Annotated in this window: 21 protein-coding genes; 8 read left to right on the top strand and 13 right to left on the bottom strand. The window is 74.4% G+C overall.

Going from position 1 to position 25,562, the window contains the following annotated elements; translation table 11 throughout:
• Positions 1-450 precede the first annotated feature (450 nt).
• Both BI06_RS38610 and yidD read left to right on the top strand, forming a co-directional pair.
• Positions 451-1,224 carry a DUF4239 domain-containing protein gene (locus tag BI06_RS38610; protein WP_030398201.1) on the top strand — a complete coding sequence of 258 codons (774 nt, stop codon included), beginning with the start codon at positions 451-453 and terminating at the stop codon, positions 1,222-1,224.
• Positions 1,225-1,337: 113 nt separating this feature from the next.
• Positions 1,338-1,958 carry a membrane protein insertion efficiency factor YidD gene (yidD, locus tag BI06_RS55280; protein WP_233290461.1) on the top strand — a complete coding sequence of 207 codons (621 nt, stop codon included), beginning with the start codon at positions 1,338-1,340 and terminating at the stop codon, positions 1,956-1,958.
• 95 nt (positions 1,959-2,053) lie between these two features.
• Here yidD and BI06_RS38600 read toward each other — a convergent pair whose 3' ends face one another.
• Positions 2,054-4,441 (bottom strand): glycosyl hydrolase family 18 protein, encoded by a 2,388-nt coding sequence (locus BI06_RS38600; protein WP_051742779.1) that lies wholly within the window; start codon positions 4,439-4,441, stop codon positions 2,054-2,056.
• 388 nt (positions 4,442-4,829) lie between these two features.
• Between BI06_RS38600 and BI06_RS38595 the strand changes: the two genes are divergently transcribed.
• The 3 genes from BI06_RS38595 to BI06_RS38585 all read left to right on the top strand — a co-directional run bounded on the left by BI06_RS38595 (position 4,830) and on the right by BI06_RS38585 (position 7,522).
• Entirely contained in the window at positions 4,830-5,477 is a 648-nt protein-coding gene (locus tag BI06_RS38595; protein ID WP_030398204.1) for a bifunctional 2-polyprenyl-6-hydroxyphenol methylase/3-demethylubiquinol 3-O-methyltransferase UbiG, read from the top strand.
• 188 nt (positions 5,478-5,665) lie between these two features.
• A complete protein-coding gene (locus tag BI06_RS38590) occupies positions 5,666-6,250 on the top strand; it encodes a TerD family protein (protein WP_030398205.1) in 585 nt (194 codons plus the stop codon).
• Positions 6,251-6,430: 180 nt separating this feature from the next.
• The gene (locus BI06_RS38585; protein WP_051742778.1) at positions 6,431-7,522 is read left to right on the top strand and encodes a DUF5954 family protein; all 1,092 of its coding nucleotides are present in this window, start codon (positions 6,431-6,433) and stop codon (positions 7,520-7,522) included.
• 49 nt (positions 7,523-7,571) lie between these two features.
• Here BI06_RS38585 and BI06_RS55275 read toward each other — a convergent pair whose 3' ends face one another.
• The 3 genes from BI06_RS55275 to fxsT all read right to left on the bottom strand — a co-directional run bounded on the left by BI06_RS55275 (position 7,572) and on the right by fxsT (position 12,987).
• Positions 7,572-8,933, bottom strand: a complete 1,362-nt coding sequence (locus BI06_RS55275; protein WP_051742777.1) for a cytochrome P450 — start codon at positions 8,931-8,933, stop codon at positions 7,572-7,574.
• Between the two features lie 52 nt (positions 8,934-8,985).
• On the bottom strand, positions 8,986-9,927 hold the full coding sequence (locus tag BI06_RS38575; protein ID WP_051742776.1) for a RimK family alpha-L-glutamate ligase: 942 nt from the start codon (positions 9,925-9,927) through the stop codon (positions 8,986-8,988).
• Positions 9,928-10,107: 180 nt separating this feature from the next.
• Entirely contained in the window at positions 10,108-12,987 is a 2,880-nt protein-coding gene (fxsT, locus tag BI06_RS38570) for an FxSxx-COOH system tetratricopeptide repeat protein (protein WP_158516517.1), read from the bottom strand.
• Positions 12,988-13,368: 381 nt separating this feature from the next.
• On the opposite strand from fxsT, the gene BI06_RS38565 reads away from it, so the two are divergent.
• Together BI06_RS38565 and BI06_RS38560 are read left to right on the top strand one after the other, a co-directional pair.
• Positions 13,369-13,680, top strand: coding sequence for a hypothetical protein (locus BI06_RS38565; RefSeq protein WP_043476018.1), 312 nt, complete (start codon positions 13,369-13,371; stop codon positions 13,678-13,680).
• A gap of 143 nt (positions 13,681-13,823) precedes the next feature.
• A complete protein-coding gene (locus BI06_RS38560) occupies positions 13,824-14,225 on the top strand; it encodes an SRPBCC family protein (RefSeq protein ID WP_199523421.1) in 402 nt (133 codons plus the stop codon).
• A gap of 63 nt (positions 14,226-14,288) precedes the next feature.
• Here BI06_RS38560 and BI06_RS38555 read toward each other — a convergent pair whose 3' ends face one another.
• The 9 genes from BI06_RS38555 to BI06_RS51825 form a co-directional block, all read right to left on the bottom strand.
• On the bottom strand, positions 14,289-14,939 hold the full coding sequence (locus BI06_RS38555; RefSeq protein ID WP_030398207.1) for an SIMPL domain-containing protein: 651 nt from the start codon (positions 14,937-14,939) through the stop codon (positions 14,289-14,291).
• Between the two features lie 107 nt (positions 14,940-15,046).
• Positions 15,047-16,642 carry a lytic transglycosylase domain-containing protein gene (locus tag BI06_RS55270; protein WP_063795116.1) on the bottom strand — a complete coding sequence of 532 codons (1,596 nt, stop codon included), beginning with the start codon at positions 16,640-16,642 and terminating at the stop codon, positions 15,047-15,049.
• A gap of 232 nt (positions 16,643-16,874) precedes the next feature.
• Complete coding sequence (locus BI06_RS38545; RefSeq protein WP_304440903.1) at positions 16,875-17,795, bottom strand: MBL fold metallo-hydrolase; 921 nt, start codon at positions 17,793-17,795, stop codon at positions 16,875-16,877.
• Between the two features lie 49 nt (positions 17,796-17,844).
• Entirely contained in the window at positions 17,845-19,407 is a 1,563-nt protein-coding gene (pqqE, locus tag BI06_RS38540; RefSeq protein ID WP_063795115.1) for a pyrroloquinoline quinone biosynthesis protein PqqE, read from the bottom strand.
• Positions 19,404-20,204: a pyrroloquinoline-quinone synthase PqqC gene (gene pqqC, locus BI06_RS38535; RefSeq protein WP_082558992.1), complete on the bottom strand. Its 801-nt coding sequence runs from the start codon at positions 20,202-20,204 to the stop codon at positions 19,404-19,406. The genes pqqE and pqqC overlap by 4 nt, the downstream gene beginning before the upstream one ends.
• A complete protein-coding gene (gene pqqA, locus BI06_RS45635; RefSeq protein WP_063795114.1) occupies positions 20,201-20,359 on the bottom strand; it encodes a pyrroloquinoline quinone precursor peptide PqqA in 159 nt (52 codons plus the stop codon). Before pqqA ends, pqqC begins: the two co-directional genes overlap by 4 nt.
• Before the next feature lie 286 nt (positions 20,360-20,645).
• Positions 20,646-22,304 (bottom strand): PQQ-binding-like beta-propeller repeat protein, encoded by a 1,659-nt coding sequence (locus BI06_RS38530; RefSeq protein WP_030398212.1) that lies wholly within the window; start codon positions 22,302-22,304, stop codon positions 20,646-20,648.
• A gap of 300 nt (positions 22,305-22,604) precedes the next feature.
• On the bottom strand, positions 22,605-23,633 hold the full coding sequence (locus BI06_RS38525) for a DUF4185 domain-containing protein (protein WP_199523420.1): 1,029 nt from the start codon (positions 23,631-23,633) through the stop codon (positions 22,605-22,607).
• 364 nt (positions 23,634-23,997) lie between these two features.
• A complete protein-coding gene (locus BI06_RS51825; protein ID WP_051742774.1) occupies positions 23,998-24,702 on the bottom strand; it encodes a hypothetical protein in 705 nt (234 codons plus the stop codon).
• 453 nt (positions 24,703-25,155) lie between these two features.
• Between BI06_RS51825 and BI06_RS38515 the strand changes: the two genes are divergently transcribed.
• A complete protein-coding gene (locus tag BI06_RS38515; protein ID WP_030398215.1) occupies positions 25,156-25,539 on the top strand; it encodes a hypothetical protein in 384 nt (127 codons plus the stop codon).
• Positions 25,540-25,562 lie beyond the last annotated feature (23 nt).

Genomic DNA, 25,562 nt, shown 5'->3' with positions numbered 1-25,562 from the left:
GCACCGCCGGCCCCGGTCCCGACGCCGACCCCGGTGTCCCCGGCGCCCGGCCCGGTGCGTCCGGCCCCGACGCTGCGGCCCGTTCCGAGGGCCCAGCCCGTGCCGGCGCCGCCCGTGCACCACGGCAACTCGCCGACGCGGACCATGCTGGTGGTCACCGTGCCCGCCGTACTCGCCGTGGCGGCGCTGCGCCCGCGCGGTGGGGGAGGCGGCCGGGGTCGTGCCGGCGGCCGGGCCGGAGCCGGTGGTTCCGCCGGTTCGAGCGGCTCCGGTGGTTCGAGCGGCTCCTGACGTCGCCGCGGTCCCCGTTCCGTTCCCCCTTTCCCGCCTCCTTGCGACTCGCTCGTAGGCGTTCCTGTTCCCCGTGTGCCGGGCCCGGAGCGGCCCGACCCATCTGTCCGACTGATTCCGATCGACTCCTGTCGATCCCCGACCGAGAAAGGAGTCCCGATGTCCGAATGGTTGGCGCTGGCCATCGCCATGCTGGCGGCCTGTGCCGTGGTGGTGGCGGTGGTGCTGCTGAGGCACCGCCGCGCCGGTGCGGACGAGGACACCGACGAGACACCCGACGTCATCGAGTACATGACGATGATGATCGGCGTGGTCTACGCGATCGTGCTCGGCCTGGCCATCGCCGGAGTCTGGGAGACCCGCGGCGCGGCGCAGGACGACGTCTTCCGCGAGGCGCAGGCGCTGCACGAGGTGAGCGAGCGCGCGCAGGTCTACCCGGTGGAGTTCCGCGACAGGATCCGGGCCGACGTCGACGCCTACGTCTCCTACGTGGTCGACGTGGAGTGGACGTACATGCGCGAGAACGGCGAGATCTCCGACCGGGGCACCGAGCTGCTGGACAAGCTGCGCACCGACGTCGCGACCCGCCCCCCGGCCTCCGACCTGGAGGCCCAGTCGTACCAGCCGATCCTGGACCGGATCAGCGTCGTCGACGACGCCCGCAACGCGCGCGGCCAGAACGCCGGCCCGAGCATGCCCGGCGTGGTCTGGTTCGGCCTGATCGTCGGCGCCGTGGTGACGGTGGGCATGGTGTTCTTCCTCCAGATCCGGCGCTCCCCGCGGGAGTTGATCCTGGCCGGTGCGTTCAGTGCGCTGATCGCCTTCCTGCTCTTCCTGATCTGGGACTTCGACGACCCGTTCGGCCGGAGCGTCTCGGTCACCACCCAGACGTTCACCGACCTGTTCCCCACCCTGGGTGGCGGTAGCGGCTGAGCGCACCGCGCGGGATCCTCCTACGGGCCGACCCCCACGATCCGGGCCTTCGATAATCTGATCGGGCCGTTGGGGGTCGGCCCCGGCGTGCGCGCCGAGAGGAATCGAGAGCAGTGGCGTACCAGCAGCCCGGCCAGGGTGAACAGTTCCCGACGACCCAGCGTCCCGGACGTGCCTGGTGGTGGCTGCCGGCCGAGGAACGGCGCGACCGCAAGCGCCGGCAGCAGGAGTGGAAGGCCTACCTGCGCAGGCACGGGGAGCGGAAGAAGGACGACGACCTCGACAACTGCCTGCCTTCCGGCTGCGGCAACGGCGGTGGTGGCAACGGCGGTTGCGGTGGCGGCAACGGCGGCTGCGGCGGGGGAGGCGGCGGGTGCGACGGGCCCTGCCTGCTCGCGCTGCTCCCGATGGCCCTGGCCGCCGGCCTCCGGTTCGCCCTCACCGGCGGCCGGGGAGGCGGCGCCGGGCCGCGTACGGCCGACCGGGCCGCGCCCGTGCCGCAGGGCCTGGTGGCCGGGGTGCTCTACGGCGCGGTGCGCCACTACCGCACCGAGATCAGCCCGGAGCGCCCCGCCTGCTGCCTGTACACGCCGAGCTGCTCCACCTACGCCGTGCAGGCGCTGGACCGGCACGGCGCGGTGCGCGGCGCCCGCCTCACGGCCGGCCGGCTGCTGCGCTGCCGCCCCGCGGCCGCCCGGCGCAGGAGCGGCGTGGACCCGGTGCCGGAGCGCTGAGCAGTCCAGGTGTGCCGACTCGGACGGGAAACACCGAGTCGCACGCGGGGCCCGGCCGGAATCGTCCCGGCCGGGCCCCGCGTTCCGGTCCTGCGTCAGTTCAGGCTGCTGCTCATCGCGTTGAGCATCGACCCGGCGGCGTCGTCGTTCTCCAGCGAGAAGGCGAACATCCCGGCCAGCCCCTTGCTCCTGGCGTACGCGCCGCGGGCCTGGACGGCCTGCGGGGTGTCACCGGTCCAGAAGTTGGTGCCGTCGTACACCCAGGAGGACTCCGTCACCGGGTCCCAGTGGGTGTTGGCGGCGGTGGCGTTGAGCTCCTTCCAGGCGGCCAGACCGGCCTCCGCGCTCAGCGGCTTGGCCGGGGTCGGACCGGTCGCGCTCTGGTACAGGCCGAAGTTGGAGCCGGCCGGCACGCCGGTCCAGCCGCGCCAGTAGAACGGCACGCCCAGCACCAGCTTGGCCGCCGGGAACCCGCCCGCGATGCCGTACTCCGGGAGGCCGGTGGTGTACGCGGTGAGCGTGGTGTCGATGTTGTACTTCCGGTTGCCCGGGGTGATCGGCGTGGTCGGGTCGGCCGGGCTGTCGTGCAGCGGGTCCTGGTGGTTGGTCGGGCCCTTGGCGTCCCACGCGCCGTGCATGTCGTAGGTCATGATGTCGGCGTAGTCGAGGTACGCGCCGATCTTGTCGGTCTCCAGCTGGGCGATCTTGTCCTGGCCGCTGGGCAGTGCGGCTGTGAGCAGGAACCGCTTGCCCTGGGCGTTGCCGAGGGCGTCCAGCTGGGTGCGGAACTCCTTCAGCAGCAGGGTGAAGTTCTGCTTGTCGGCGGGCGAGGTGTGGTTGCCGGTGTGGCCGCCGGCCGAACCCGGGTACTCCCAGTCGAGGTCGACGCCGTCGAAGAGCCCGGCCGCCGTGGCCGCGCCGCCCGCCGGGTCACCGGCGACGTTCGCGGGCAGGTTGCCCTTGAGGAACATGTCCAGGCAGGAGGAGACGAACTTCTTGCGGGAGGCGTCGGAGGCCGCCGCGTCCGAGAAGTACTTGGAGTAGGTCCAGCCGCCGATCGAGATGGTGAACCTCAGGTTCGGGTACTTGGCCTTGAGCTGGCGCAGCTGGTTGAAGTTGCCCTTGAGCGGCTGCTCCCAGGTGTCGGCGCTGCCGTCCACGCTGGTCGCGCCGTTGTAGTCGGCCTGGTAGTCGGCGTACGCGTCACCGGCGCCGTCACCGGCGTTGGGGTTGTTCTCGTTCGCGGAGTCCGAGGCCTTGACCGCCTGGAAGCAGGTGAGGTTCGTCGGGTGGATGTTGGCGAACGCGTAGTTGATGACGTCCAGCTTGCCGGCGGCGCCGCTGGTGTCGACGTTCTTCGCGTGGTACGCGTTCTCGTAGACGCCCCACTGGTCGAAGTAGGCCGAGCGGAACGGGCTGGTGGCGGGCGCCGCGGCGGTGGTGGTGCTCACCCGGGCCGACTGGGCGGAGGCGTGGCTGCCGGAGTAGCCCTGGACGGTGAAGGTGTAGCCGCGGGTCGGCAGCAGCGAGCTGACCGCCACCGAGGTGCCCATCGAGGTGGCCACCAACTGGTCGCCGGCGTAGACCTTGTAGGCGACCGGGGCGTCACCGGCGGTCGCGGTGGACGGCTGCCACTGGAGCACCACGGCGTTGTGGGTGACCTTGGTGACGGTGACGCCGGCCGGCGTGGTGACCTTGCCGTCCCCGGCGGGGCCGGTGGCCGTGGAGGTGGCGGTGGGCGTCGCCGTCGCGGTACCGGTGGCGGTGGGGCTGCCGGTGGCCGTCGGGCTGTTCGTCGCCGTCGGGCTGCTGGTCACGGTGGGGCTGCTCGTGGGGCTGCCGGTCGCGGTCGGGCTGGTCGTCGGGCTGCCGGTCGCCGTCGGGCTGCTGGTTGCGGTCGGGCTGTTCGTCGCGGTCGGGCTGGCGGTGCCGGTGGGCCCGGCCGGGCCGGTCAGGCTCAGGTCGTCGGCCTGGTAGGCACCGGTGCCGTACCAGCCGTGGGTGAAGACCGTCACCGAGGTGGTGCCCGCGCCCGTGGTGAAGGTGCTGCTCAGCTGCGTCCAGCCGCCCGTGCCGGGCGTCCAGCTCTGGGAGTTGACGCCGGTCCCGGTCGCGCCGAGGTAGACGTAGTTGCCCCGGACCCAGCCGGCCAGGGTGTAGGTGGTGTTCGGCAGGACGGTGACCGTCTGCCGGCACTCGGCGGTGTCGGAGGCCGACGCGGCGCCGTTGAGCGCGTAACCGCCGCCGTGGACCGGGGTGCTGACCACGGAGCCGTTGGCACAGGTCCAGCCGGCCAGGGTGCCGGTCTCCAGGTCCGCGTTGGTCAGCAGGTTGACGGCGGCGGCCGAGGCGGTGTCGAGCGTGAGCGCGAGGGCGGCGCCGCCGGTACTGAGCGTGGCGGCCAGGGCGAGTGCGAGCGCTCGGCGGCGCGGCGCGACGGCCCGGCGCTCTTCAGGGCGCGCGGACATGACACGGTCGTGCATGCGGTTGTCCTCCGGAGGAGTGGGGTTTCCGGCGGTGCGACGGCCCGGTTGGGCCTGGGGAGCCGGGCCGGGCGCTGTGGGGGCGCGCGGCCGGGTGAAGGCGGTGCGGCAGTGCGGTGGTGCAGTGCAGTGCCGTGCGGCAGTGCGGTGCGGTGCGGTGCGGCAGGAGGTGCGGACGTACGGAGTTGCAGGCGTACGGGTGTGCGGAAGCCCGGACGCGGACCGGCCGGGGCCGGCGCATCACGACATCACAGATTGGACTGGACCAATCTTCGCCGTCAAGGGTGCCCGCTGGATGAATCGCGGACCGGTCGTGCACCCGGTGGGTCGGCCGGGAGACCGGTACGGTGGCCTCCCGAGAAGTCCCCGCGTCGAACGGAGAACGGCCATGGACAGCCGCGCCTGGGACGAGCGCTACGCCGCCAGCGAGCTGGTCTGGGGCACCGAGCCCAATCGCTGGGTGGTCCGTGAACTGGCCGGACTCGCACCGGGACGGGCCCTGGACCTGGCCGCCGGGGAGGGCCGCAACAGCATCTGGCTCGCCGGCCTCGGCTGGGAGGTCACCGGGCTCGACTTCTCCACCGTCGCCCTCGGCCGCGCGGAACGGCTCACCGCCTCGCTGCCCGACGAGGTCGCCGACCGGCTGACCTGGCGGCACGGCGACGCCCGGGACTTCGAGGCGCCGCCGGAGGGCTACGACCTGGTCCTGGTCGCCTACCTCCAGCTCCCGGCCGAGGACCGCCGGGCGGCCCTGCGGCGCGCCGCGGCGGCGCTCGCGTCCGGCGGCACCCTGCTGGTGGTCGGGCACGACTCCACCAATCTGACCGAGGGGGTCGGCGGCCCGCAGGACCCGGCCGTGCTCTACACCCCCGAGGACGTGCTCGCCGACCTGGCCGGCGCCGGTCTGCGCACCGTCCGGGCCGAACGGGCCCTCCGACCGCTCGCCGCCGAGGCCGGCCACCGGGACCGGGGCGGGTCGGAGGACGGCGGCGCGGTGGCGGTGGACGCCCTGGTCCGACTGGAGCGGACGGCCTGACCGGACCCGCCTGTCCGCCCGCCCGCCCGGGCCGCTCGCCACCGATGCGGGCGCGGCGCGGTGTCGCCCGCATCCGCGGCGGTCGCGCGGGGTATGCAGGTGTCCCGGGACGAAGGCGTCCCGCAGCGCCAAAAAGATCTACAGTGCTGTAGATTCAAGGCGCGAGTGCGATCAACGAGGAGGGCGCGATGAGCGTTTCGCTGGCGAAGGGGCAGAAGCTCAGCCTGGAGAAGCCGGGCGGAGGCCGCCTGGGCGTGGTACGGATGGGCCTCGGCTGGCGGGCGGCACAGCGCAAGGGCTTCCTCGCCAAGCTGTTCGCCTCCCAGGAGATCGACCTGGACGCCTCGGCGGTGCTGTTCTCCGCGGGCAAGCCGGTCGACGTGGTCTTCTTCCAGCACCTCACCAGCAACGACGGCTCGGTGCGCCACAGCGGCGACAACCTGACCGGCGGCGCCGGGGACGCGACCGACGACGAGACCATCACCGTCGACCTCAACGCCGTACCGGCCGAGGTGGACCAGATCCTCTTCACCGTGAACTCCTTCACCGGCCAGACCTTCCAGGAGGTCGAGAACGCCTTCTGCCGCCTGGTCGACACCCAGACCGGCACCGAGCTGGCCCGGTACACGCTCACCGGCGGCGGCGCGTACACCGCGCAGATCATGGCCAAGATGCAGCGCACCCAGGCCGGTTGGCAGATGACCGCGATCGGGCAGCCGGCCGGCGGCCGCACCTTCCAGGACCTCATGCCGGAGCTGGTCAAGTACCTCTGAACCATCCTCGGAACCACCTCCGAACCGGCTCCGAACCGGCTCGGCCGCACGGCCCGCCCGGGTCTCCCGGACGGGCCGGTCCGGGTGCCCGGGCACCCGGCCGACCGCGGTCGGGTTCGGTCGGGTGGAGTTCCGCGATAACCCTGCGGGGCTCTCGGCGGGTCCGCTAACACTGGCCGCATGGACGATGACGCTGCGCAGCTGCCGGAGCACCTGACGATCCGGGTCACCCACACGGACGACCCGGTGGCCGCGGTGGCCGGTCTGGAGGCCTGGGCATCCCGCGAGAAGTACCCGAACCTGATGATGATGCCGCCGGTCTTCGGCAGCCTGGAGCGCACCGGCTCGGGCACCTGGCGGATCGTCGAATTCCATGCCACCACCCCGCAGGCCGCCCGGGACGACCTGGGCCACGCGTTCCGGTCCTGGGCGCTCGCCGAGCCCGGTCCGGGCCGGGCCGCCGACCGCGACCTCGACGAGGAGGATCGCGCCTCCTACCGCGCGGCCCACGAGCGGCTGGAGTGGGAGGCGCTCGACGAGATCTCCGCCGGCGGGCGCGACTACCGGATCTTCCGTGCCGAGCAGGTGCTGCGCTCCGGCCCGGACGGCATCGAGCCGCCCCGGCCGACCGACCCGGACCCGGCCGCCGTCGGCGAGGGGCACCGGCTGCCGCCCCGGACGACCGGGTTCGTGATCGACCCGGCGGCGGGCGTCACCCTGGTCGACGGGATCCTGCGGCTGGACATGATGTCCCTGGTGCCGACCGGCCGTTCCATCCCGGAGGACGTCCGGGAGCAGGCGCGACGCTCCTCCCAGCTCTACCCGAACGTGCTGGTGCTGCCCGTGCACTGCGCGGTCGCGGAGTACCGGGACGGCGGCTGGGGCCCGATGACCGGCGCCTGCGAGACCCCCCAGCACGCCCGCGACACCCTGGCCGCCTACCTCCGGGAGTTCGCCCCCCGGCTGGACCCGCACCTCGGCGAGGAGGAACTCGCCCGCTACGCGGAGGCCGCCGACCGCCTGGACGCCGAGCGCTCCGACGAACTCCGCGCGGCGGACCGCCACTTCCGACTGGTCCGGGTCGAGCTGGTGGTCCGCCTCGGCCCCGACGGCCCGGAACTGCCCCGCAGTTCGGACTGGGACCCGGAACTCCCGCTGCGCGTCCAGGAACAGCGCGACCGCGAGGCGGGCATCTTCCACGCGGAGGACGAGGACGCGGACGAGGACGAGGAGAGCCGAGACGGGGACGGCGCAGGAGCGGAGAACGGCTGAGGGACCACCCCGGAGCGCGCGCACCCGCGTCCGGTCGGCGCCGGGTCCGTCACCTGTCGCTGGGGCGGCCCCAGTTGACGGGGAGGGTGCGGAGGCCGCCGGTCACGCTCGTGCCGTCGACCGGGACCTCCTCCGGCGCGCAGGCGAGGTGGAGGTCCGGCAGGCGGCGGAACAGGGTCTCGTAAGCGATCCGCAGCTCCAGCCGGGCCAGTCCGGCGCCCAGGCAGAAGTACTTGCCGTGGCCGAAGGCCAGGTGGGGATTGGGGGTGCGGCCGAGGTCGAGGGTGCCCGCGTCGAGGAAGGCCCGTTCGTCCCGGTTGGCGGACTGGAAGGAGAACACCACGAGGTCGCCGGCGGCGATCCGGCTGCCGTTGTACTCCAGGTCGGTGCGGGCATAGCGGGGCATCCAGCTGCCGCCCGGCACCGCGAGTCGCATGACCTCCTCGACGGCGGTGGGGGCGAGGCCGGGGTCGGCGACGAGCGCCGCGCGGGCGGTGGGGTGGGCGAGCAGGTACAGCAGGCCGTAGGGCAGTCGGGTGGCGACGGTCTCGTAGCCGGCCAGGAGGATGCCGCTGAGGGTGTGCGGGAGTTCGTCGGGGCGCAGAGCGCCGCTCCGAACTGCGTCCGGCGCGTCGGCACGGGCGGCGAGCTCGGTGAGGAGGTCGTCGGCGGGGGCGCGGCGGCGCCGGTCGAGAAGCTCGCCGATGGTGCGGTCGAGGCCCCGCCGTTCCGCCGCGTCCGCCGTCCCCCCGGGGTCCGGGACCCGGCGCACCCGGTCCGACCAGGCGGCGAAGGCGTCCCGCCGCTCCGTCGGGATGCCGATGAGGTCACAGATCACGCCGAGCGCGAAGGGTCGGGCGAGGTCCGCGCACAGTTCGGCGGGCGGGCCGGTGTCGAGCAGCGCGCCGAGCAGTGCGTCGAAGGAGGCCTGGAGCCGGGGCCGGAGCCGTTCGACGCGGCGGGCGCCGAAGGCCTCGGTGAGGGTGGTCCGCCAGCGCCGGTGGTCCGCCACCGCCGTGGCGTGATTGGTCTCGGGGCCGAGCAGCGCGGCCTCCCAGAGCCGGGGCGCGCGGGCCGGGTCGGGATGGGACTTGCCGATCCGGGGGTCGCCGCAGAGGGCGCGGACGTCGGCGTGGCCGGTGACGAGCCACGCGCGGTCGCCGGTGGCCGTGGGGAGCCTGGCCAGGCCGCCGCGCTCGCGGAGCCCGGCGAGCCCGGGCGGCTCGGCCAGGGCGGCGGGGCAGGCGAACGGAAGCACGCCCTCCTCGTCCGCGGCCCCGGCCGCCTTCCGGGCCGCCTTCCGGGCCGCCTCCCCGGTCGCGTCGGCGGTCGGGTCGGTCGCCGGTATGCCGCCGACCGCCCCCCTGCCGGGCGCCCCGGTGCCGGTGGCGGTGTCGTCGCCCGAACTCATCAACTGTCCCCCCTCGCCGGCCGCGGTGGCCGGTGCCAGTCGTGTTCCCGGCTCAGCGTCGTTCGTGGACCGCCCGGTCGTCCTCGGCGTGGCGCCGGGTGCCGCGCTGGGCGGCGGCGTCCGCGGCGGCCGTGGTGATCGCCTGGACCACGGTGGACATCGAGCCCGGGTGCGCGGCCAGGAAGAGGTTGGGCTCGACCAGTTCGAGCTCCATCACCAGGGGGGTGCCGTCGGCGTTGTCGACGAGGTCCACCCGGGCGTACAGCAGGTCCGACGAGCCCGGCACCGCGGCCAGCGCCCGTTCGGCGACCTCGAGGTCGGCGGCGGTCGGCGACCACGGCTGGATCCCCGGGTGGGCGACCTTCCGCTGGTCGAACGCCACGTCGGGGGAGAGCACCGCGTTCTTCCGGATCGCGTGCAGGAACCGTCCCCGGACGAAGACCAGCGCCCGTTCGCCGGTGGTGTCGATGCCGCTCATGTACGGCTGGAGGATGGCGGTGAGGCCCTCGGCGTGCATCCGGGCCACCTGGTCGTGCGCCTCGTCGTGCTGCTCGGGCCGGTAGCGGGCGGCGTAGCGGGCACCGGCGCCGATCACCGGCTTGAGCACGTACTCGTGGTCGTCGGGCAGGTCGGCGGGGTCGCCGGGGGCCAGGTAACGGGTGCGGACGACCGGGACGCCGGCCGCCGCGAGGGTGCCGAGGTAGCTCTTGTCCGAGCTCCAGCGCACCACCTCCGGGGGGTTGACCAGTCGGGTCGCCCGGCTGCAGCGGTCGACCCAGTCGAGGAATTCGGGCTTCCGCCAGGTGTAGTCCCAGGTGGATCGGATCACCGCGAGATCGAATTCCGACCAGTCGACGCCCGGATCGTCCCATTCCGTAGAGATTGCGTCGGCACCGGCCTCGGAAAGCGCCCGGAGGAGCAGGGGCATGTCATGGTCGGCATTGATTTCCGGACGGGGCCTCGCCATTACCAGTGCGATCTTAGGATCGATCATCGGCCATTTCCTCGGCTCGGGGGCGGCAGTGCGGCAGTAAGCTACCAGCTGGCCGGCCCGGGGAATTCCCACGCGATCGATGCGCCGATTACTGACCGGTGTCGGTCAATCGTAGAATGTCCTGACCGTCGGCGGCCAGCGTTGTCCCAGGAATGGTGGAAGTCCGTGCGTCCCGTTCGGTCAGCGGCCCGGATCGGACCGGATGAGCGCCAGGTGCCGGGCCGCGTGGAGCGTCTCCGGGTGGTCCGCGCCGAGCACCCGCCGGGCGGCCTCCAGGGCGTCGGCCTGGAGCCGGTGGGCCTCCTCGCGCTCTCCCCGGGCGAGGAGCGTCTCGGAGAAGTTGTGCGCCGTCCGCAGCGTCTGCGGGTGGTCGTCGCCCAGCACCCGCCGGTACCGCGCCAGCGTGTCCCGCTGGAGGCGGTGCGCCTCGTCCAGCCGCCCCAGGCGGCGCAGGGTGGTGCCGTAGGAGTCCGCCGCCCGGAGCGTGTGCGGGCTGTCCTCGCCGAACGCCCGTCGGCAGCGGGCAAGGGTCTCCTCGTGGAGTTCGTGGGCCTCCTCGTAGCGGCCGAGCGCGCTGAGGTCGGCGGCCAGGTGGTTCGCCGAACGGAGGGTGTCGGGATGATCGTCGCCGAGCACCCGCCGGTACCGGGTCAGGGTCTCCTCGTGGAGTTCGCGGGCCTCCTCGTAGCGGCCGAGCGCGCTGAGGTCGGCGGCCAGGTGGTTCGCCGAGTGCAGGGTGTGCGGGTGGTCGTGCCCGAGCAGCCGCCGGTACCGGGTCAGGGTGTCCTCCTGGAGCCGCCGTGACTCCTCGTAACGGCCCCGGAGGCGCAGGTTGATCGCGTGCCCGTGCGCCAGCCGCAGGGTCTGCGGGTCGTCCTCGCCCAGGACCCGGCGGCTGCGCGGCATCGACGCCTCGTAGAGCAGGTGCGCCGTCTCGTACCGGCCCTGCTCGCGGTGGGCGCGCGCCAGGCAGCGGCTCGCCCGGAGGACGTGCCGGTCGTCGGGACCGGAGACGGCCGTCCAGCGGGTGCGGAGGTCCGTCGCGAGGCGGGCGCTGGCCTCGGAGTCGCCGCGCTCGGTGAGGTACCAGGCGGCGTCGCAGGCGAGGTCGCGCAGCTCCGGCGAGTCGGCGCCGCCCGGGTCGACGGCGAGCAGGTGCGGCACCACCCGGGCCCAGGTCGCCCAGGTGGCGGGGTCCTCCGGGTCGCCGGGCGCGGCCTGGACGAGGACGGTCCGCGCGTGGCGGCGCACGTCGGCGGCGTCCGCGCCCAGCTGGTCCCGGATGACGGCCTGGACGAGGCGGTGCAGCCGGACGCCGTCATGGGTGCTGGTCGCCAGGCCCAGCCGGACGGCCGAACCGACGCCACGGTGCAGGGCGACCGGGTCGGTGTCGGCCAGCGCCAGGGCGGCCAGCGGGCCGCCGGGGGCGTGCGGACCGGGGGCCAGCAGGGCCCGGGCCGCCGTCGACCGTCCGAACGCGAGCAGCCAGTGCACCGGGACGGACTCCGGGGCGAGGAACGCGCACAGCCGCACGACTGCCAGCCCGAGCGGGTCCAGCCGGGCCAGCCGCGTCGCACTGAGGTCGATGGCCCCCGCGAGCGGCTTGCGGTAGTCGCCGGTGCTGCCCTCGGTCAGCACTGCCGTCGCGTGGCTGTCCAGCAGGGTCAGGTAATCGACGACCCGGGTGGCCGTTTCGGCGAGGAAGCCGCCCGCCTGGGCCAGGGCGAGCGGCAGGTCGGCGAGGGCCCGCGCCAGAAGGTCCGCGTCCTCCGGGCTCAGCTCGGGGCGGCGGGTGCGCAGCAGGGCCACCGATTCGTCCCGCTCCATGACGTCGACCGGGACGGTGGTCGCGATCCGTTCCCAGCCGCCGGCCCGTGAGGTGATCAGCACGTGGCCGGGGCCGCCCGGAAGCCACTTGGCCACCCCGGCGCGGTCGTCCGCGTTGTCGAAGACCAATAGCCAGCGATTCCGGCCGCGCAGATGGGCCTTGAGGACGGCGACCGCCGTCGTCGTGTCGGTGCCCGGCTCGGCCAGCGCCAGCTCCACCGCCAGGGCCGCCACCTGCTCGCCGATCAGTGCCGGGTCCTCGGCGGCGATCCACCAGACCACGTCGTAGTGGGAGGCGAACCGGCAGGCGTATTCGATCGCGATCTGCGTCTTGCCGACGCCACCGACCCCGCGCAGGGCCTGCACTCCGCCGGTGCTCCCGGTGTCGAGGCGGTGGCGCAGGTCAGCCAGGACGGTGTCGCGGCCGGTGAACTCCGGATTGCGGGGCTCGACGTTCCAGACCGCCGGGAGGCTGCCGCTGACCCGGCCGGGCAGCGGTGCGGCATCCGGGTCGGCCTCGGGCGCCGACCGGGCGGGCGGGACGGGCGCAGGGGCGGGAACGGGACCGGCGGTGGTCCGCTCGGCGGGTGCGGCCGCGGCTCCCGCACCGGCTCCGGCCGCTGTTCGCACTCCAGCGGCGGCCCCGGCGAACTCGGCTTCGGCCAACTCGGCGAGCGCGGTGCGGGCGCGGGCCGCGAGCGCGCGCTCGCCCCGTCGGTCGAGTTCGTCGGCCACCGCCGTCCAGGCCTCGACGGCCCGTCCGACGGCCTCCCCGGCCTGCCGGGACGCCTCGGTGCGGGCCGTGGCGGCGGCGTGCAGCTCCGCCACCTCTTCCTCCAGCTCCCGCACCCGATGCCGGGCGGCCCGGAGCTCCTGGCGGGACACGTCGGGGCGCGGGTCCTCCGCACCCGGTCTCGGCTCGGCGCGGACGTCGGCCTTGTAGCGGACGGCCAGGCGGTTCCAGGCGCCCTCCCAGGCCGGGTCGGCGGCCGGGTCGACGCCGCACAGTTCGACGAAGACGAGCAGGAACGCCTTGCTCGGGAAGCGGCGGCCGGACAGGACCTCGCCGAGTGTCGTCCTCGGCAGCGAGCGGCCGATCTGGAGGGCCTGCTTCTCCAGATCCCGGTAGGAGGGGCTGTCCGCGCGGATCCGCAGCATTCTCAGACAGCGCGCGAGGTCTTCCTTGCTCGCGGCGGAAGCGGGATCGAGATGATCCGTGGAGTTCCCGTTCATCGAGATCGCACAGCCCCCATGCCTGTCCGACGGTGTCCCGAGGTGTCCGACAGCATACGCGTCCGGCGCCAATCCGGGACGCGCCGTGTCCCAAGTCGTCGAACCGTTGTCCGTGAAAAGGAGGGATCTGCCCGGACCTGGCGCGTGATCGGCTTCGAATCTGGCGGGACGCCCCGGGGGGTGGTGATCTGTAGACACGGTGCGGTGTCGGGAAATACCGCCGTCGCACCGTTCGGTTCCGGGTCCGTCACGCGGTACGGGGAGTTTTCCGCGAGGTCGATCGACGGACATTTCCGGAATCGAATCGGATGACGATATTCCGAGGTCTCGGAGAACGGCGGTTCGGCCGGCGGGCCGGACCGCACGGGAGGAGGGCTTCGCGTGCACAACCAGACACCCTCGACCGGCCGCGATCCGCGGCGGCCGGCCGAGCGGACCCCCGGCCGCCGGCTCCGCGGTCGGCTCGCCGGCCGAACCGCCCGGCTCGCCGGGCTCACCCTGTCCGGAGCGATCGCCGGAATCGCCATGACCCTCGCCGGAGCTACCGCGGTCAACGCCGGGAACTTCGGCCTCGCCGTGACCACCACGCTCATCGCGGCCTTTCCCCCGTCCGGCCGGGCCCCCGGCCGACCGGACGGCAACCCCGCCGGTACCGAGGACCCGGACCCCGGCCCGGACCTCGACCCAGCCTGATTCGCCAGGCCCGTCCCGATCGGTGAAGCCCTTCCCCGGCGCTGCGCCGCTCCGGTCCCGACCTGGTCGCGTTCTGACGGACAATCATCATGATGGATCGTCAGTCATTGCCGCAGACAAGGAGAACGGCAATCGCCACCGTCGTGAAGGACATCACGATCGAAGCCGGCGCCGACTACGTGCGGGACGCGGTCCGGGACGTGGGCGCGGTGCACGAGCGGCTCGTTCCCGGCTATGTCCTCGACGTCCGGACGGACGGCGACACCCGGTATCTGACGGTGCCGGGTGGCGCGGTCGTGCGGGAGCTGATCGTGAGCGTCGACGACGGCCTGCGCCGGCTCGCCTACTCGGCGGTGGAGGGGTTCCGGATCCCGCTGACCCACCACCACGCCGCCTTCCAGGTCTTCCCCGAGAGGGCCGGGCACTGCCGACTGGTCTGGATCACCGATGTGCTGCCGCACAAGATGATCGACCAGGTCCGGCCGCGCATCGTCCGGGGTGCCCAGGTGATGAAGGAGACGCTGGAGCGGCAGGCCGGGCGCTGACCGCCCGGCCGCGGTGCCCGGCCGTAGGCGTGGCCGGGCACCGCGAACCGGCCGGGAGTGCGGTCAGCCCCCGATGAGCGAGAAGCCGACGACCACGCCCGCGGTGACGCTGATCCTGCCCGGCGTCAGGTCGCCGTCGCCGTCGCCACCCGCGCCGCCGCCGCGGTGACTGCGGTAGCTGTTCGGCATCTGCTCGGAGTCCACGTCCTTGATGTGGACGACCGGACCGAGCCGGACCTGGGCGGCCTCCGCGTACAGCTCGGCCTTCTCCCGCGCGGCGGCCACCGCGGCCCTGCGGGCCTGCGCGCGCAGTTCCTTCTTGGCGCTCACGTCGAACTCGACACCGTCGACCTGGTTCGCCCCGGCCTCGACGACGTCGACGAGCACGGACTCCAGCAGGTCGAGCTCGCGCAGCTCGATCACGAACGAGGCGGTGCACTCGTAACCGAGGAACTTGCGCTCGCCGCCGTAGTCCCACGAGGACTTCAGATCCAGTCGGGAGGTCGAGACCGCCGTGTCGGGGATCCCGTGACCGCGCAGCACGTCCCGGATCCGGTTGACCCCGCCCCGGGTGGCCTCGAACGCCTCACCCGGCTTCGGCCGCGTCTCCGCGATCGCCACCCGGAGCCGGGCCAGGTCCGGCGCCGCGTCCACGCTCGCCGCGCCGAACACGGATGCGCCCCAGGGGGCGTCTATGGAGTGACTGCCATACATGCGCTCATCCGATCAGCTCGATGACCGATGAGGGCCCGGCGGTCGCGCCGGGCCCTCGTGTATCGCTTCCGTGCCACCGCGCCCCGCAGGCGCGGGTCGGACAACCCCTAGTGGGCCGAAGGGGACGGCGCGGCGGACGGGGAGGTGGTGGCGCTCGGGGCGCTCGGGGTGGTGCTCGCGGACGGGGTGTCCGACGGCGTGGGGGTGGGAGTGGGGCAACCCGGGGCGGTCGGGGTGGCCGTCGCGCCGGGGGTGGCGGAGGGGGTGCCGGACGGCGTCGCGGTGGGGCTCGCGGTCGCGGTCGGCGTGCCGGTCGGGGTGGGGCAGGTGCTCGGGGCGTCCGTGGGCGTCGCCGTCGGCGTGGCGGTGGGCGTCGTGGACGGGGTGCCGGTCGGCGTGGCGGTGGGCGTGGCCGTCGGCGTCGCGGTCGCGCTGGGGCTCGGGCTTCCCGACGGCGTGGTGGTGGGTGCGGTGGTGGGCGTGCCGCTCGGGGTGCCGCTCGGCTCGGCGGACGGCGAGGCGGACGCGGAGGGCGAGGGCGTGCCGGAGGGTGTCGCGCTCGGCGAGGGCTCGCCCGACGGCGTGCTGGGGGTGGTGCTCGGGGTGCCCGGGGCGGTCGGCGTGCTGCTCTGGCTCGGTGTCGGCGCCGTGGTGGGCGTCGTGGCCGGTGTCGTGGCCGTGGTCGGCGTGACCGGGGCCAGCGGGGTGGTCGGCACGAGCGGTGCCACCGGCACGACCGGGAGCAGCGGCGTCAGCGGGCTCGGGGTGCCCGGGCGGTCGGGGGTGGTGACCGGGCTGCCGGTGCCGAAGTGGGCCATCCAGTTCCGGACCGTGCGCAGGTACTCGGCGGAGTGGTTGTAGCCGAGGATCGCCCGGTCCAGCTGGGCCGGGTCGGACAGGTCGCGGCCGACCGCGCACAGGTACCGGCCGGCCGCCTCGGCGGCGTCGTAGATGTTGTTCGGGTCGGCCTTGCCGTCCCCGTTGGCGTCCACGCCCCAGGAGGCCCAGGTGGAGGGGATGAACTGCATCGGTCCGACGGCGCGGTCCCACTGGCTGTCGCCGTCGAAGCGGCCGCCGTCGGTGTCGCCGATCGCCGCGAAGCCGGCGCCGTTGAGCACCGGGCCGAGGATCGGACGGAACGTCGTCCCGCCGGCGTCGACCGCGCCGCGGCCGGCCTGGCCGGACTCCACCTCGCCGATCGCGGCGAGCAGTTGCCAGGGCAGGTGGCAGCCGGGGGAGCGCAGGAGCAGCGCGGCCTCGGCCTTGCGGTAGGCGGCGAACACCGTCTCCGGCAGGGCCGGCCCGGAGCGCAGCGGATCGGCGAAGGGCGAGGTGAGCGGCGCGAGCGGCGGCTGGGCGAGCGGCAGGGTGCCGCCGCCGTCGACCGGCGCGGTGCCGAGGGTGCCCGGGAGCGGGGTGGCGCCGGTGCCGAACGGCGCGGCGGTGCCGTCGGCGCCGAGCCCCGGGAAGAGCGCGGCGCTGCCACCGGGCTGGTCCGGCACGGGCTCGGCCGCGGCGGCCGGGGCGAGCCGGAGGCCGGTCACCTGGGAGCCGGTCAGCGCCGCGAGGGCGGTGAAGACCGCCAGCATGCCGGTGAGCCGCTTGCCGAGCCGCAGCCGGCGGCCGGTCGTCCGACCGGTCCGTCGCTCCGTCCCCGTGGGTCCGCCGTCGCCTCGCGTGGCCGTGCCGTTCCTGGTCACCATGCTCTGCCCCTCCCCGTCACCGTCCGGTCCCGTGGGAACGGACAGGCTGTCACCATCGTGCCTGCCGGTGCATGACAGATCTCATCACCCGAATGATTAGTATCACGACGATCTGACAGGCCCCCGGTGGCCTGGGGCAATACCGGGCGCCACCGTTCGGTGAACGGACGGTGGAGCAGTTCGACCGGACACGGTCACGCGCCGCCGGGGCGGGACGGGACGGGGCCGCGTTTCAGAGGTCGAGGAGCATCCCGTCCTCGGCCACGGCCGCCCCGGCCGCCGCCAGTGCCGGGGCCAGGGCGGTGGCCTCCGGCGAACCCGGGTGGGCCAGCGGGTTGGTGTTGTTGAGGTGGGTGTAGAGGTAGCGCGGCCCGGGCCGGCCAGCCAGGTGGGGGAGCGAGTCGGCGACCGCCAGGTGTCCCATGCCGCGCGAGCCGCGGGCGCCGCCGGTGCGTTCGGCGAGCTCGTCGTCCGTCGCGAAGGTGCCGTCCAGGATCACCACGTCCGCGTCGGCCACGGCCCGGTCGACGGCGGGCGTCCAGGCGGCCAGACCGGGGGCGTAGACGGCGCGGGCACGGCCGCCGGCCTCGGTGAAGCGGTAGCCGATCACCCAGTCCGTGCGGCCGCCGGACGGTCCCCCCGCCCCTTCGCCCGCCGGCAGGGCGGCCAGGTCGGCTGCGTACCGGGGCCGCTTGCCGCCGAGGGCCAGTGCCTCGGCCACCAGCCCTCCGGCCAGTTCGACCGGCTCCCCGGGGACGACGGTGTGCCAGCGCGCCTTGGTGTAGGGGGCGAGCAGCGGACCGACCGGGAACGCCTCGTGCAGCGCGGCCCGGACCGGGGCGGTCGCGTGCACCGTCAGCTCGGCGGCCTCGCGCAGGGTCACCAGACCCAGGGTGTGGTCGAGTTCGCCGCTGGTCAGCAGGACGCCGCGGAGCGGGGTGTCCCGGGTGCCCGGCGGGGGCGCCAGCTCGGGGGTGGCGAGCAGCTGGGACCGCAGGTCGGGGGAGGCGTTGACCAGGTACCAGGCGGCGCCGTCGGCGCTGACCGCGAGGCAGTCCTGGCTGCGGGCGGCGCCGGTGCGGCGGGCGGTGGCGCAGCCCGCGCAGCCGCAGTTCCACTGGGGCAGGCCGCCGCCGGCGGCGGTGCCGAGGATCCTGATCTTCAGTGCGTGCTCCGAGGGACGGGTCCCGGGCCGGGGGCGCTCACGCCGGGCCCGGCACGGACGGGTCGGTCGACAGGGCCGGATCGGGCGACAGGGCCGGATCGGTCGACAAGGTCGACAAGGTCGGATCGGTCGACAGGGCCGGGACGGCCTGGACCGGCAGCACCGACGGCATCGGGGGGACGGGCGCGGTGAACCGGCGCGCCCGCGGCGCCGGGTCGGCCTCCGGCGCGGGTGCGTGCACCAGGTGGTGCTGCGGGGAGAGCCGGCAGGCGGGGTCGGTGGCGCCCGCGTCGCCGGTGAACTGGAAGGCCTGGCAGCGGCAGCCGCCGAAGTCCTGCTCGCGCAGGTCGCAGCTGCGGCACGGCTCGGGCATCCAGTCGGTGCCCCGGTAGCGGTTGAACGCGGGCGAGTCGTGCCAGCTCGCGGCCAGACCGTCGGTGACCGCGTTCGGCACCGGCAGCCCGGGCAGCTGGGCGGCGGCCAGGCAGGGCAGCACGGCACCGTCGGGCGCGACCACCAACTGCTCGTTCCCCCAGCCGTTCATGCACGGCTTGGCGGTGCCGCTGTGGTGGTCGGCGACGACATGGGTGATCTCGATCCGGTCGCCGTGCCGCGCCCGGGCGGCGGCGACGTCCTGCTCGGCCTGCCGGACCTGCGCGTCGCTCGGCGCGAGGTGGGCCCGGTTGACCCAGGCCCAGCCGTAGAACTGGGTGTGCGCGAGCTCCACCCGGTCGGCGCCGAGCTCGACCGCGAGGTCGGCGATCTCGCCGAGGCGCTCGACGTTGGCGCGGTGCAGCACGGCGTTGACGGTGAGCGGCAGTCCGGCGCCGGTGAGCAGGGCGGCCGCGGCGAGCTTGCGCTCGTGCCCGGTGGGGCCGTTGAGCCGGGTCAGGCCGGCGATGGTGTCGGCCTGCCGCGGGTCGGCGTCCTGGACGGACAGCTGCACGTGGTCCAGCCCGGCCGCGGCGAGTTCGGCGGCGCGGGGGCCGTCCAGCGGCAGCCCGCTGGTGATCAGGTTGGTGTAGAGGCCGAGCCCCCGGGCGTGCGCGACGATGGTGGCCAGATCGCGTCGGAGCAGCGGCTCGCCGCCGGTGAGGTGGACCTGGAGCACACCGAGTCCGCGCGCCTGGTCGAGCACCCGCAGCCACTGCCCGGTGTCCAGTTCGTCCCGCTGCCGGATGAGTTCGACCGGGTTGGCGCAGTAGTGGCACTGCAGGGGGCAGCGGTGGGTGAGTTCGGCGACCAGGCCGAGGGGGGCGGGGGCGCGCTTGCCGACCGCGGCCCCGGGCAGTCCGGCGGCCGGCTGCGGGTCGGCCGGGCCGCCGGTGCCGTCCAGGGCGAGCAGCCGCCGTTCGGCGAGGTCGGCCAGCAGGGCGAGCACCTGGCCGGCGTCCACGCCCTCGTACTCCTCCGCGAGCCGGGCGGTGACCCCGGCGGCGTCGCGCCGTCCGTCGCAGTGCCGCAGCACGGCGGCGGCGGTCCCGTTGAGCAGTAGCACGCCCTCCGGGTAGAGCAGGGCGTCCTGTTGGCGGACCGGGTCGTGGACCAGCCGCACCCCGCGCCGCAGCCCGGGGGCCGCGGCGGCGGGTGCGGCGTTCACCGGCCGGCCCCGGCGGGCACGGGAGCGGTGGCGGTCTCGGTGGTGGCGGCCCCGGTTCCGGTGGCCTCCAGGGTGGCGGCGGCCCCGGCGGTGGCGGCGGTCTCCGGGCCGTAGTCGACCGCGTCGAGCATCGCCCGCAGCACCTCGCACTTGAAGGCGAGCGCCGACACCGCGGCGCTCTGCTGCTCGGCCGTCACACAGTGGTCCAGCACCACGTCGAGCGTCCGGGCGCTGTCCCGGCGGGCGTCGGGGATCCGGTGCTCGAAGTAGGCGTAGCCGGCCGGGTCGATCCAGTCGTAGTGCTTCTGCCAGGCGATCACCCGCTCGGCCATGTGGTCGGGCGAGAACATCTCGGTCAGCGCGGCCGCGACACCCTCGGTCCACGGCCGGGTCTGACAGAAGTGCAGGTAGCCGTCGACGGCGAAGCGCACCCCGCGCGCCACGTGCCGCTCGTCCAGGACCTCGGCGCGGTCCAGGCCGACGGCCTCGGCGAGCACCAGCCAGTCGGCCAGCCCGCCCTCGCCCTCCTGCGGCCCGTCCTGCTGGCCGAGCCGCCGGGTCCACTCCCGACGGACCTCCGGGAGCGGGCAGTTGGCGATGATCGCGGCGTTCTTCCGGGTCAGGCACAGCTGGTAGTACCAGCGGTTGGCGACCCAGCGCCGCAACTCCGGTGGCGTGCAGCCACCGGAGTGCAGGCGCAGGTGGAACGGGTGGGTGTCCCAGTACCGTCCCCGCAGGCCGTACAGCCTGGCCGCGAACTCCTCGCGGGTCGACGCGATGGTGGAAGCCTGGGTCACCGAGTGGTCCGCGCGGCGTACGCGGTGACCTCCGCGCCGGTGCGGTGGCACTGCACCGACGGGGCGGACCAGGCGGGCTTGGCGACGGCCGCCGGAGCGGCCGGCGCGACGGTGGCGGTGGTGACGTTCAGCTGGGGCGTGAGCGTGGACTTCATGGGAGTTGCCCTCCTCGGTGAAGTGGGGGTGGGGGTCGGGGTCCGGCGGCCCCTGGAGCAGGACGCTACGAGCCGCCGGGTCCGCCCGCCGGTCCGGACCGTGCGATCGTGTGACATTCGCGATCGAACGGGTGACGCGACGGACTCCGCACCCGGGCGGGGCCCGGGAGGGAAACCGGTGTCGAGTGTGCCGGTCCGGCAGTGCCGTGTCGAGTGGGCGTCACGGGGTGTGTCGGGGTGCGGCGGGGGGTTTCGGACAGGGCGTGTCGGGCGCGGACGGACCGGCTCAGGCGGACCGGCCGAAGGCCACCAGGTGGCCGTCCTTGGTGCCGACGAACACCCGTCCGCCGTCCGTCGCCGGGACGGAGAACCTGGTCACCGTGCCGAGCGCGAAGCTGCGCCGCAGCTTGAGCGAGCCGTTGACCGGAAGCGCGTCGTAGACCCGCAGTTCGCCGTTCTGGCCGCCCGGTCCGGTGCCCGAGTAGACCGACCACACCAGGGCCGAGCCGGCCGCCGTCCCGTTGGAGGTGACGACGGGGGAGCCGGAGGCGTAGCCGAAGCCCTCGGCGCTGGTCGCGGCACTGGTCAGCTGGGGGTTCCCGGCGCTGTTCACCGAGTACTTGAGGGCGCGCAGCGAGCCGTAGTTCTCGACCAGGTAGACGTAGCCGCCGTCGCCGCCCCAGACACCGGCGTGGCCCCAGATGCCCTTGAACGGGCCGGTGGTGCCGACCACGCCGTCCGTGCCGTTGGGGCCCTGGCCCATGCCGCCGAGCTTGTCCCGGTCCAGCAGGAAGATCCGGCCGTCCTTGCCGACCTGCACCATCAGGTGCGGGTGCGCGGCGTTGCCGAAACCGGACGGCAGGGCGACCGGTCCGCCGGAGCCGAGGTCCACGTCGCCGTGGTCCATCTCGCGGTTGTTGGTGGGGCTGAAGAAGTCGCGAGGGGCGAGGCTGCCGTCGCTGTTGACGCCGAGCCGGACGACGGACTCGGCGAAGTGGCCGCCGGGCTTGTCGCCCGGGCCCTTCAGCGGCGAGGAGCCCTCGCCCGCGCCGTTGCCGGTCGCGATGAAGATCCGCCCGGAGCCGTCCGAGACCAGGCCGCCGCCGCTCATCCAGACCCCCGCGTTCTGCGAGGCGGAGCCGGACTCGGTGGACCAGAGGGTGAGTTTGCGGGTGCTGGTGTTGACGCCCGCGACCGTGCCGACATACGTGCCGAGCCCGCAGTCCGAGGCGAAGCCGAAGTAGACCGCGCCGTCGAGCAGCAGCAGCCCGGCCCGCTGGGCGGAGGTGTTGGTGTTGAACGGCACCCCGGGGCTGTTCACCGGTGAGCCCGAGACGGTGACCGGCCAGCCGCTGCGCGAGGCGCCCGTGGTGGCGTCCAGGGCGTGCACCGAGAAGTGCGCGCCGCCCTCGCTGGACTTGCTCACCAGGTAGACGGTCTTGGTCGCCTTGTCGTAGACCGGGGTCGAGATGATGCCGGTGCCCGGGGAGAGGCAGGCGCTGGAGGACGCCACCGGGGTGCCGAGCGCGCGCTGCCAGACGATCTTCCCGTCCGCCGCGTTGACGCCGTAGACGTGGTTGGTCGCCGTCGCGACGATCACGGTCGAACCGGCCACCAGCGGTTGGGCGTACACCGCGCCGTCGACGGCGGTCGACCAGCGGCGCCCGAAGTCGGAGCCGGACACCTGGGCGGGCGCGAGGCCGGGTTCGTTGGCGTCCCAGGCGGTGCGCATGGTGTTGACCGAGACGGTCGGGCTGTCGGCCCGGGCGGGGAGCGCGCCGCCGAGCGCGCCGGCGGCGAGGGCCGGGGCGAGCAGCGCGAAGCCGGAGAGCAGGGCCGCCCCGGTGCGCCTCCGCCGGGGGCCCGCCGGCGGCGCCGCGGGGCCCGGGGGCGGGGAGGACGGACCCCGGGACGTCGAGCCCCTGGGCTCCGGACCCCGGGACATCGGACTCCGGGACACCGGACCCGGGGGTATCGGCTCCGGGTGCGGTCCGGCGGGCTGCGGTCCGGTGGAGTGGGCGGGTGGGTGCGATCGGCTCATGCGATCCGCCTTGGCTGTCGGGGGGGAGTACGGCTGCGGCGCCGTCGCGTCATTCTGCGAACGCCCGCGCCGGACCCGCATCCGCCCGAACCCCGGAGCCCGCCCCGTTCACGCCCCGGGGGGAACGCACTGCGCCGGGCGGCGGCGCCCGCTGCCTGCTTCCGGCCTGCTCCCGGCCGGAAGCAGGCCGGGGACCCGGCCCGGTCAGGACAGCAGGGCGCTGCGGTACTGCATGATCCGGTAGTTCGTCGGGTCGTACCACTGGCTGACGACGATGTGGAAGTTGCCGAAGGTCGAGCCGGGGACGACGAAGCCGCCGTACGGGGCGGCGACCAGGTTGCCGACCTCCTGGCCCGGGTTGCCGGGGAGGATCATGGTCTGCTCCAGCGTCCTGGTCAGGTCCGAGGTCGGGAGCGGGAAGACCATCGCCCTGATCGACAGCGGGTCCATGTTGAGCCAGGTGAGGACGTACTTGCCGTCCATGGCGCGGAAGCACAGCTCGCCCCACCTGCGGGTGCCGAACACGGTCGTCGGGGCGGGCGCGTTCCACCGCCAGGCACCGTCGGCCCAGCCCCACGGCTCGTAGGCGTCCGGCTCGCCGAGGCGGTCCTGCCGCACCCGGTGCAGCAGCATGCCCGACTGCACGTCACGGTTGAAGACCGTGGACAGCACGTAGCAGTAGCCGTCGTCGGCCACGGCGTAGGTCTTCTGCTGGAACTGTCCGCCGTGCAGGTCGCCCGGCCACTGGCAGAGGTACTCCCAGGTCCGGCCGTTGTCGGTGGAGCGCCAGAAGTCGGTGTGGTGGGTGTCGTAGATGACGCCGCGCATGAGGTGCATGTACATCACGCCGTCGACGACGAAGGCGTCGGACGGGATCGCCGTGGTGTGCGCGGTGTCGCCGACCGGGTTGTGCGGCTCCTCGACCAGGCTGATGCCGTGGTCGCCGCGGACGACGTCGTCGATGCGGAGGTTGCCGAGGTCCGCGCTGCTGGACCGCAGGCCGACCGGGGCGTTCCAGTCGGGCGCGCCCACCTCGGCGCCGCCGAAGGTGTCGCCGCAGACGAAGAGCAGGGTGCCGTCGGGGCAGCGGACGGGGATGCCGAGGTCCGTCCACGGTGCCCCGAACCGCCCGGTCTCGGCCGGGCCGCTGAGGTTCTTCACCTTGACCGTGATCGTCGGGCTGGTCGGGTCGTACGGCCCGTTGGCGACCGCCGCCGGGGCGCCCGCACCCATCGCCCCCGCTCCCACCGCGACTCCGAGGCCGATCCTCAGGAGCTCGCGGCGGGAGGGCCCGCCGGTGGTCGCCTCGTGTCCGGCGGTCGTCGCTCCGGACCCGCCGGTCGTCGCTACGTGTTCGTCCGATGAGTGTGTCATGGTGCCGATGGCCCTTCCGGAGAGCCGCGTTCCCGCGGCTGCGAACGGACCGTGGACATCCGGGTGGTGACGGTGACGGTCCGTCACCGAGACTATGGCGCGGGGCGCGGGCCGCATCGGTCGGTGGACGGACCTTCACCCGAACTGAGTAGACCGGGGGCGGTGGTTCGCTCCCGGTCGGTCCTGGCGCTGGCCCCGGCCCCGGCGCTGGCCCCGGCGCCCGCTAGACCAGCTTGGACAGGGCGAGTGCCAGTCCGCTCGCGGCCGCCGCCTCGGCCGGGGCGTTGGCGTCGTCGTTCGGGCCGCGGTCCTTGACCACCTCGACGGAGTAGAGGTGTCCGGAGGAGACGAAGTACACCTCGGGCCGCAGGCCGTCCTTGCGCTGGACCAGGTAGGCCTCCTCGCCCACGCCCGGGAGCGGGGTGAGCGTGTACTCCGGGTTGGTCCTCAGGCCGGCGAGGACGGTGGGGGAGGTCTCCCGGATGTGGGCGTAGGACTGCCGGGAGCCCCAGGTGCAGCCCCAGACCTCTTTGCCGTCCACCTTGTCGGGGTGGGTGCCGTTGAACGGTCCGGAGGTGCCGACTGCGGCGACGACCTGCATCGAGGTGAGGAGGGTGCAGGCGTCCGCGGGGCGCTTGCCGGTGCCGGCCGGGGTGGTGGCGGCCGTGGGCGCGGGGGTGGCGGTGGCCGAGGGCGGTGCGGCGGGGGTGGTGGCCGCCGGACTGTTCGGGGTGCCGGGCGCGGTGCCGGTGCCGGGGGCCGTGGCGGTGCCGGGGGTCGTGGCGCTGCCGGCGGTGCTCGGCGGCGCGGAGGCCGCGGTGGACCCGCCGCCCGAGGACGAGCAGCCGGCCACCGCGACGGCCGCGAGGGCCAGCGCCGGCAGCCAGGTGTACCGGCGGCCGGGCGTGATCGGTGTCCTGCGGTCCATGGAACCCCCTCCGAAGGTCGTCCACCGGTGCGGCGGACTGCGTGGTGGCAGGATCCTACGGCCGGGAACGGGCCGATATTTCCCGTTCCGGCTACGGGAGTTGGACAACCCTGTCACGGGCACAGGGAGGCCCCGGTCGCGGGCGCGGAGTCGGCGCCTCCGGAGGCCGGGACGGCGGTCCGGGGCACGGGGGTGGTACGCGCACGTGCGGCCGGGCTCCGGGCGGCGCCCTCGGCCGACCGACTGACCAGGCCGGATGCGGAACCCTTCATTACCAGTGCGGTCGGGTCGCTGTCGAGGACCGGAGGGCGTCTTCCCCGGACGGGTGACGTTCTGGTGAAAGTGGTCATGCCAGGAACGGCGGCCCGTCATCCTGAGCCCGTGATCAGGCGGATCCCGGGACGGGGCGGGTCGCGCGACCAGTGGGACACCTGAGGGACGGAGGCCCTGACAATGAGCACCAACCTGCCGGAGACCGTGGTCGAGGCCCCGGCCGCGCTGCCCGCGCCGCCCAGAGTCGTCGACGACCTCGCCCGCGACCTCACCCGTGCGGCCGCCGCCGTCCGGGCCGCGTCCCGGGGCGGCCGGAGCGGAGGGGACCTCGCGGTGGCCGCGTACACCGCGGTGGTGTGCACCGGGCGGTCGGCGGCCCGCGCGCTGGAGGAGGCCGCCGCCTGGTGCCGGCAGGCACCGGAGGCCGAGGTGCACTCGCTGGCCTGGGCACGTGTCCCCGGCCATCGCGACGACGTCTTCGAGTACCGGGTCACCCTCGCCGTCAGCTTCCCCGACCACGAGACCGGCGAGCATGCCGGGGACACCCACCACGCCCGGCGCTGACACCGGGGGAGGCTCGCAGGAGG

Source organism: Kitasatospora sp. MBT66, assembly GCF_000710405.2.
Taxonomy (GTDB): Bacteria; Actinomycetota; Actinomycetes; order Streptomycetales; family Streptomycetaceae; genus Kitasatospora; species Kitasatospora purpeofusca.
This window is presented reverse-complemented; position numbering and strand designations above follow the sequence as displayed.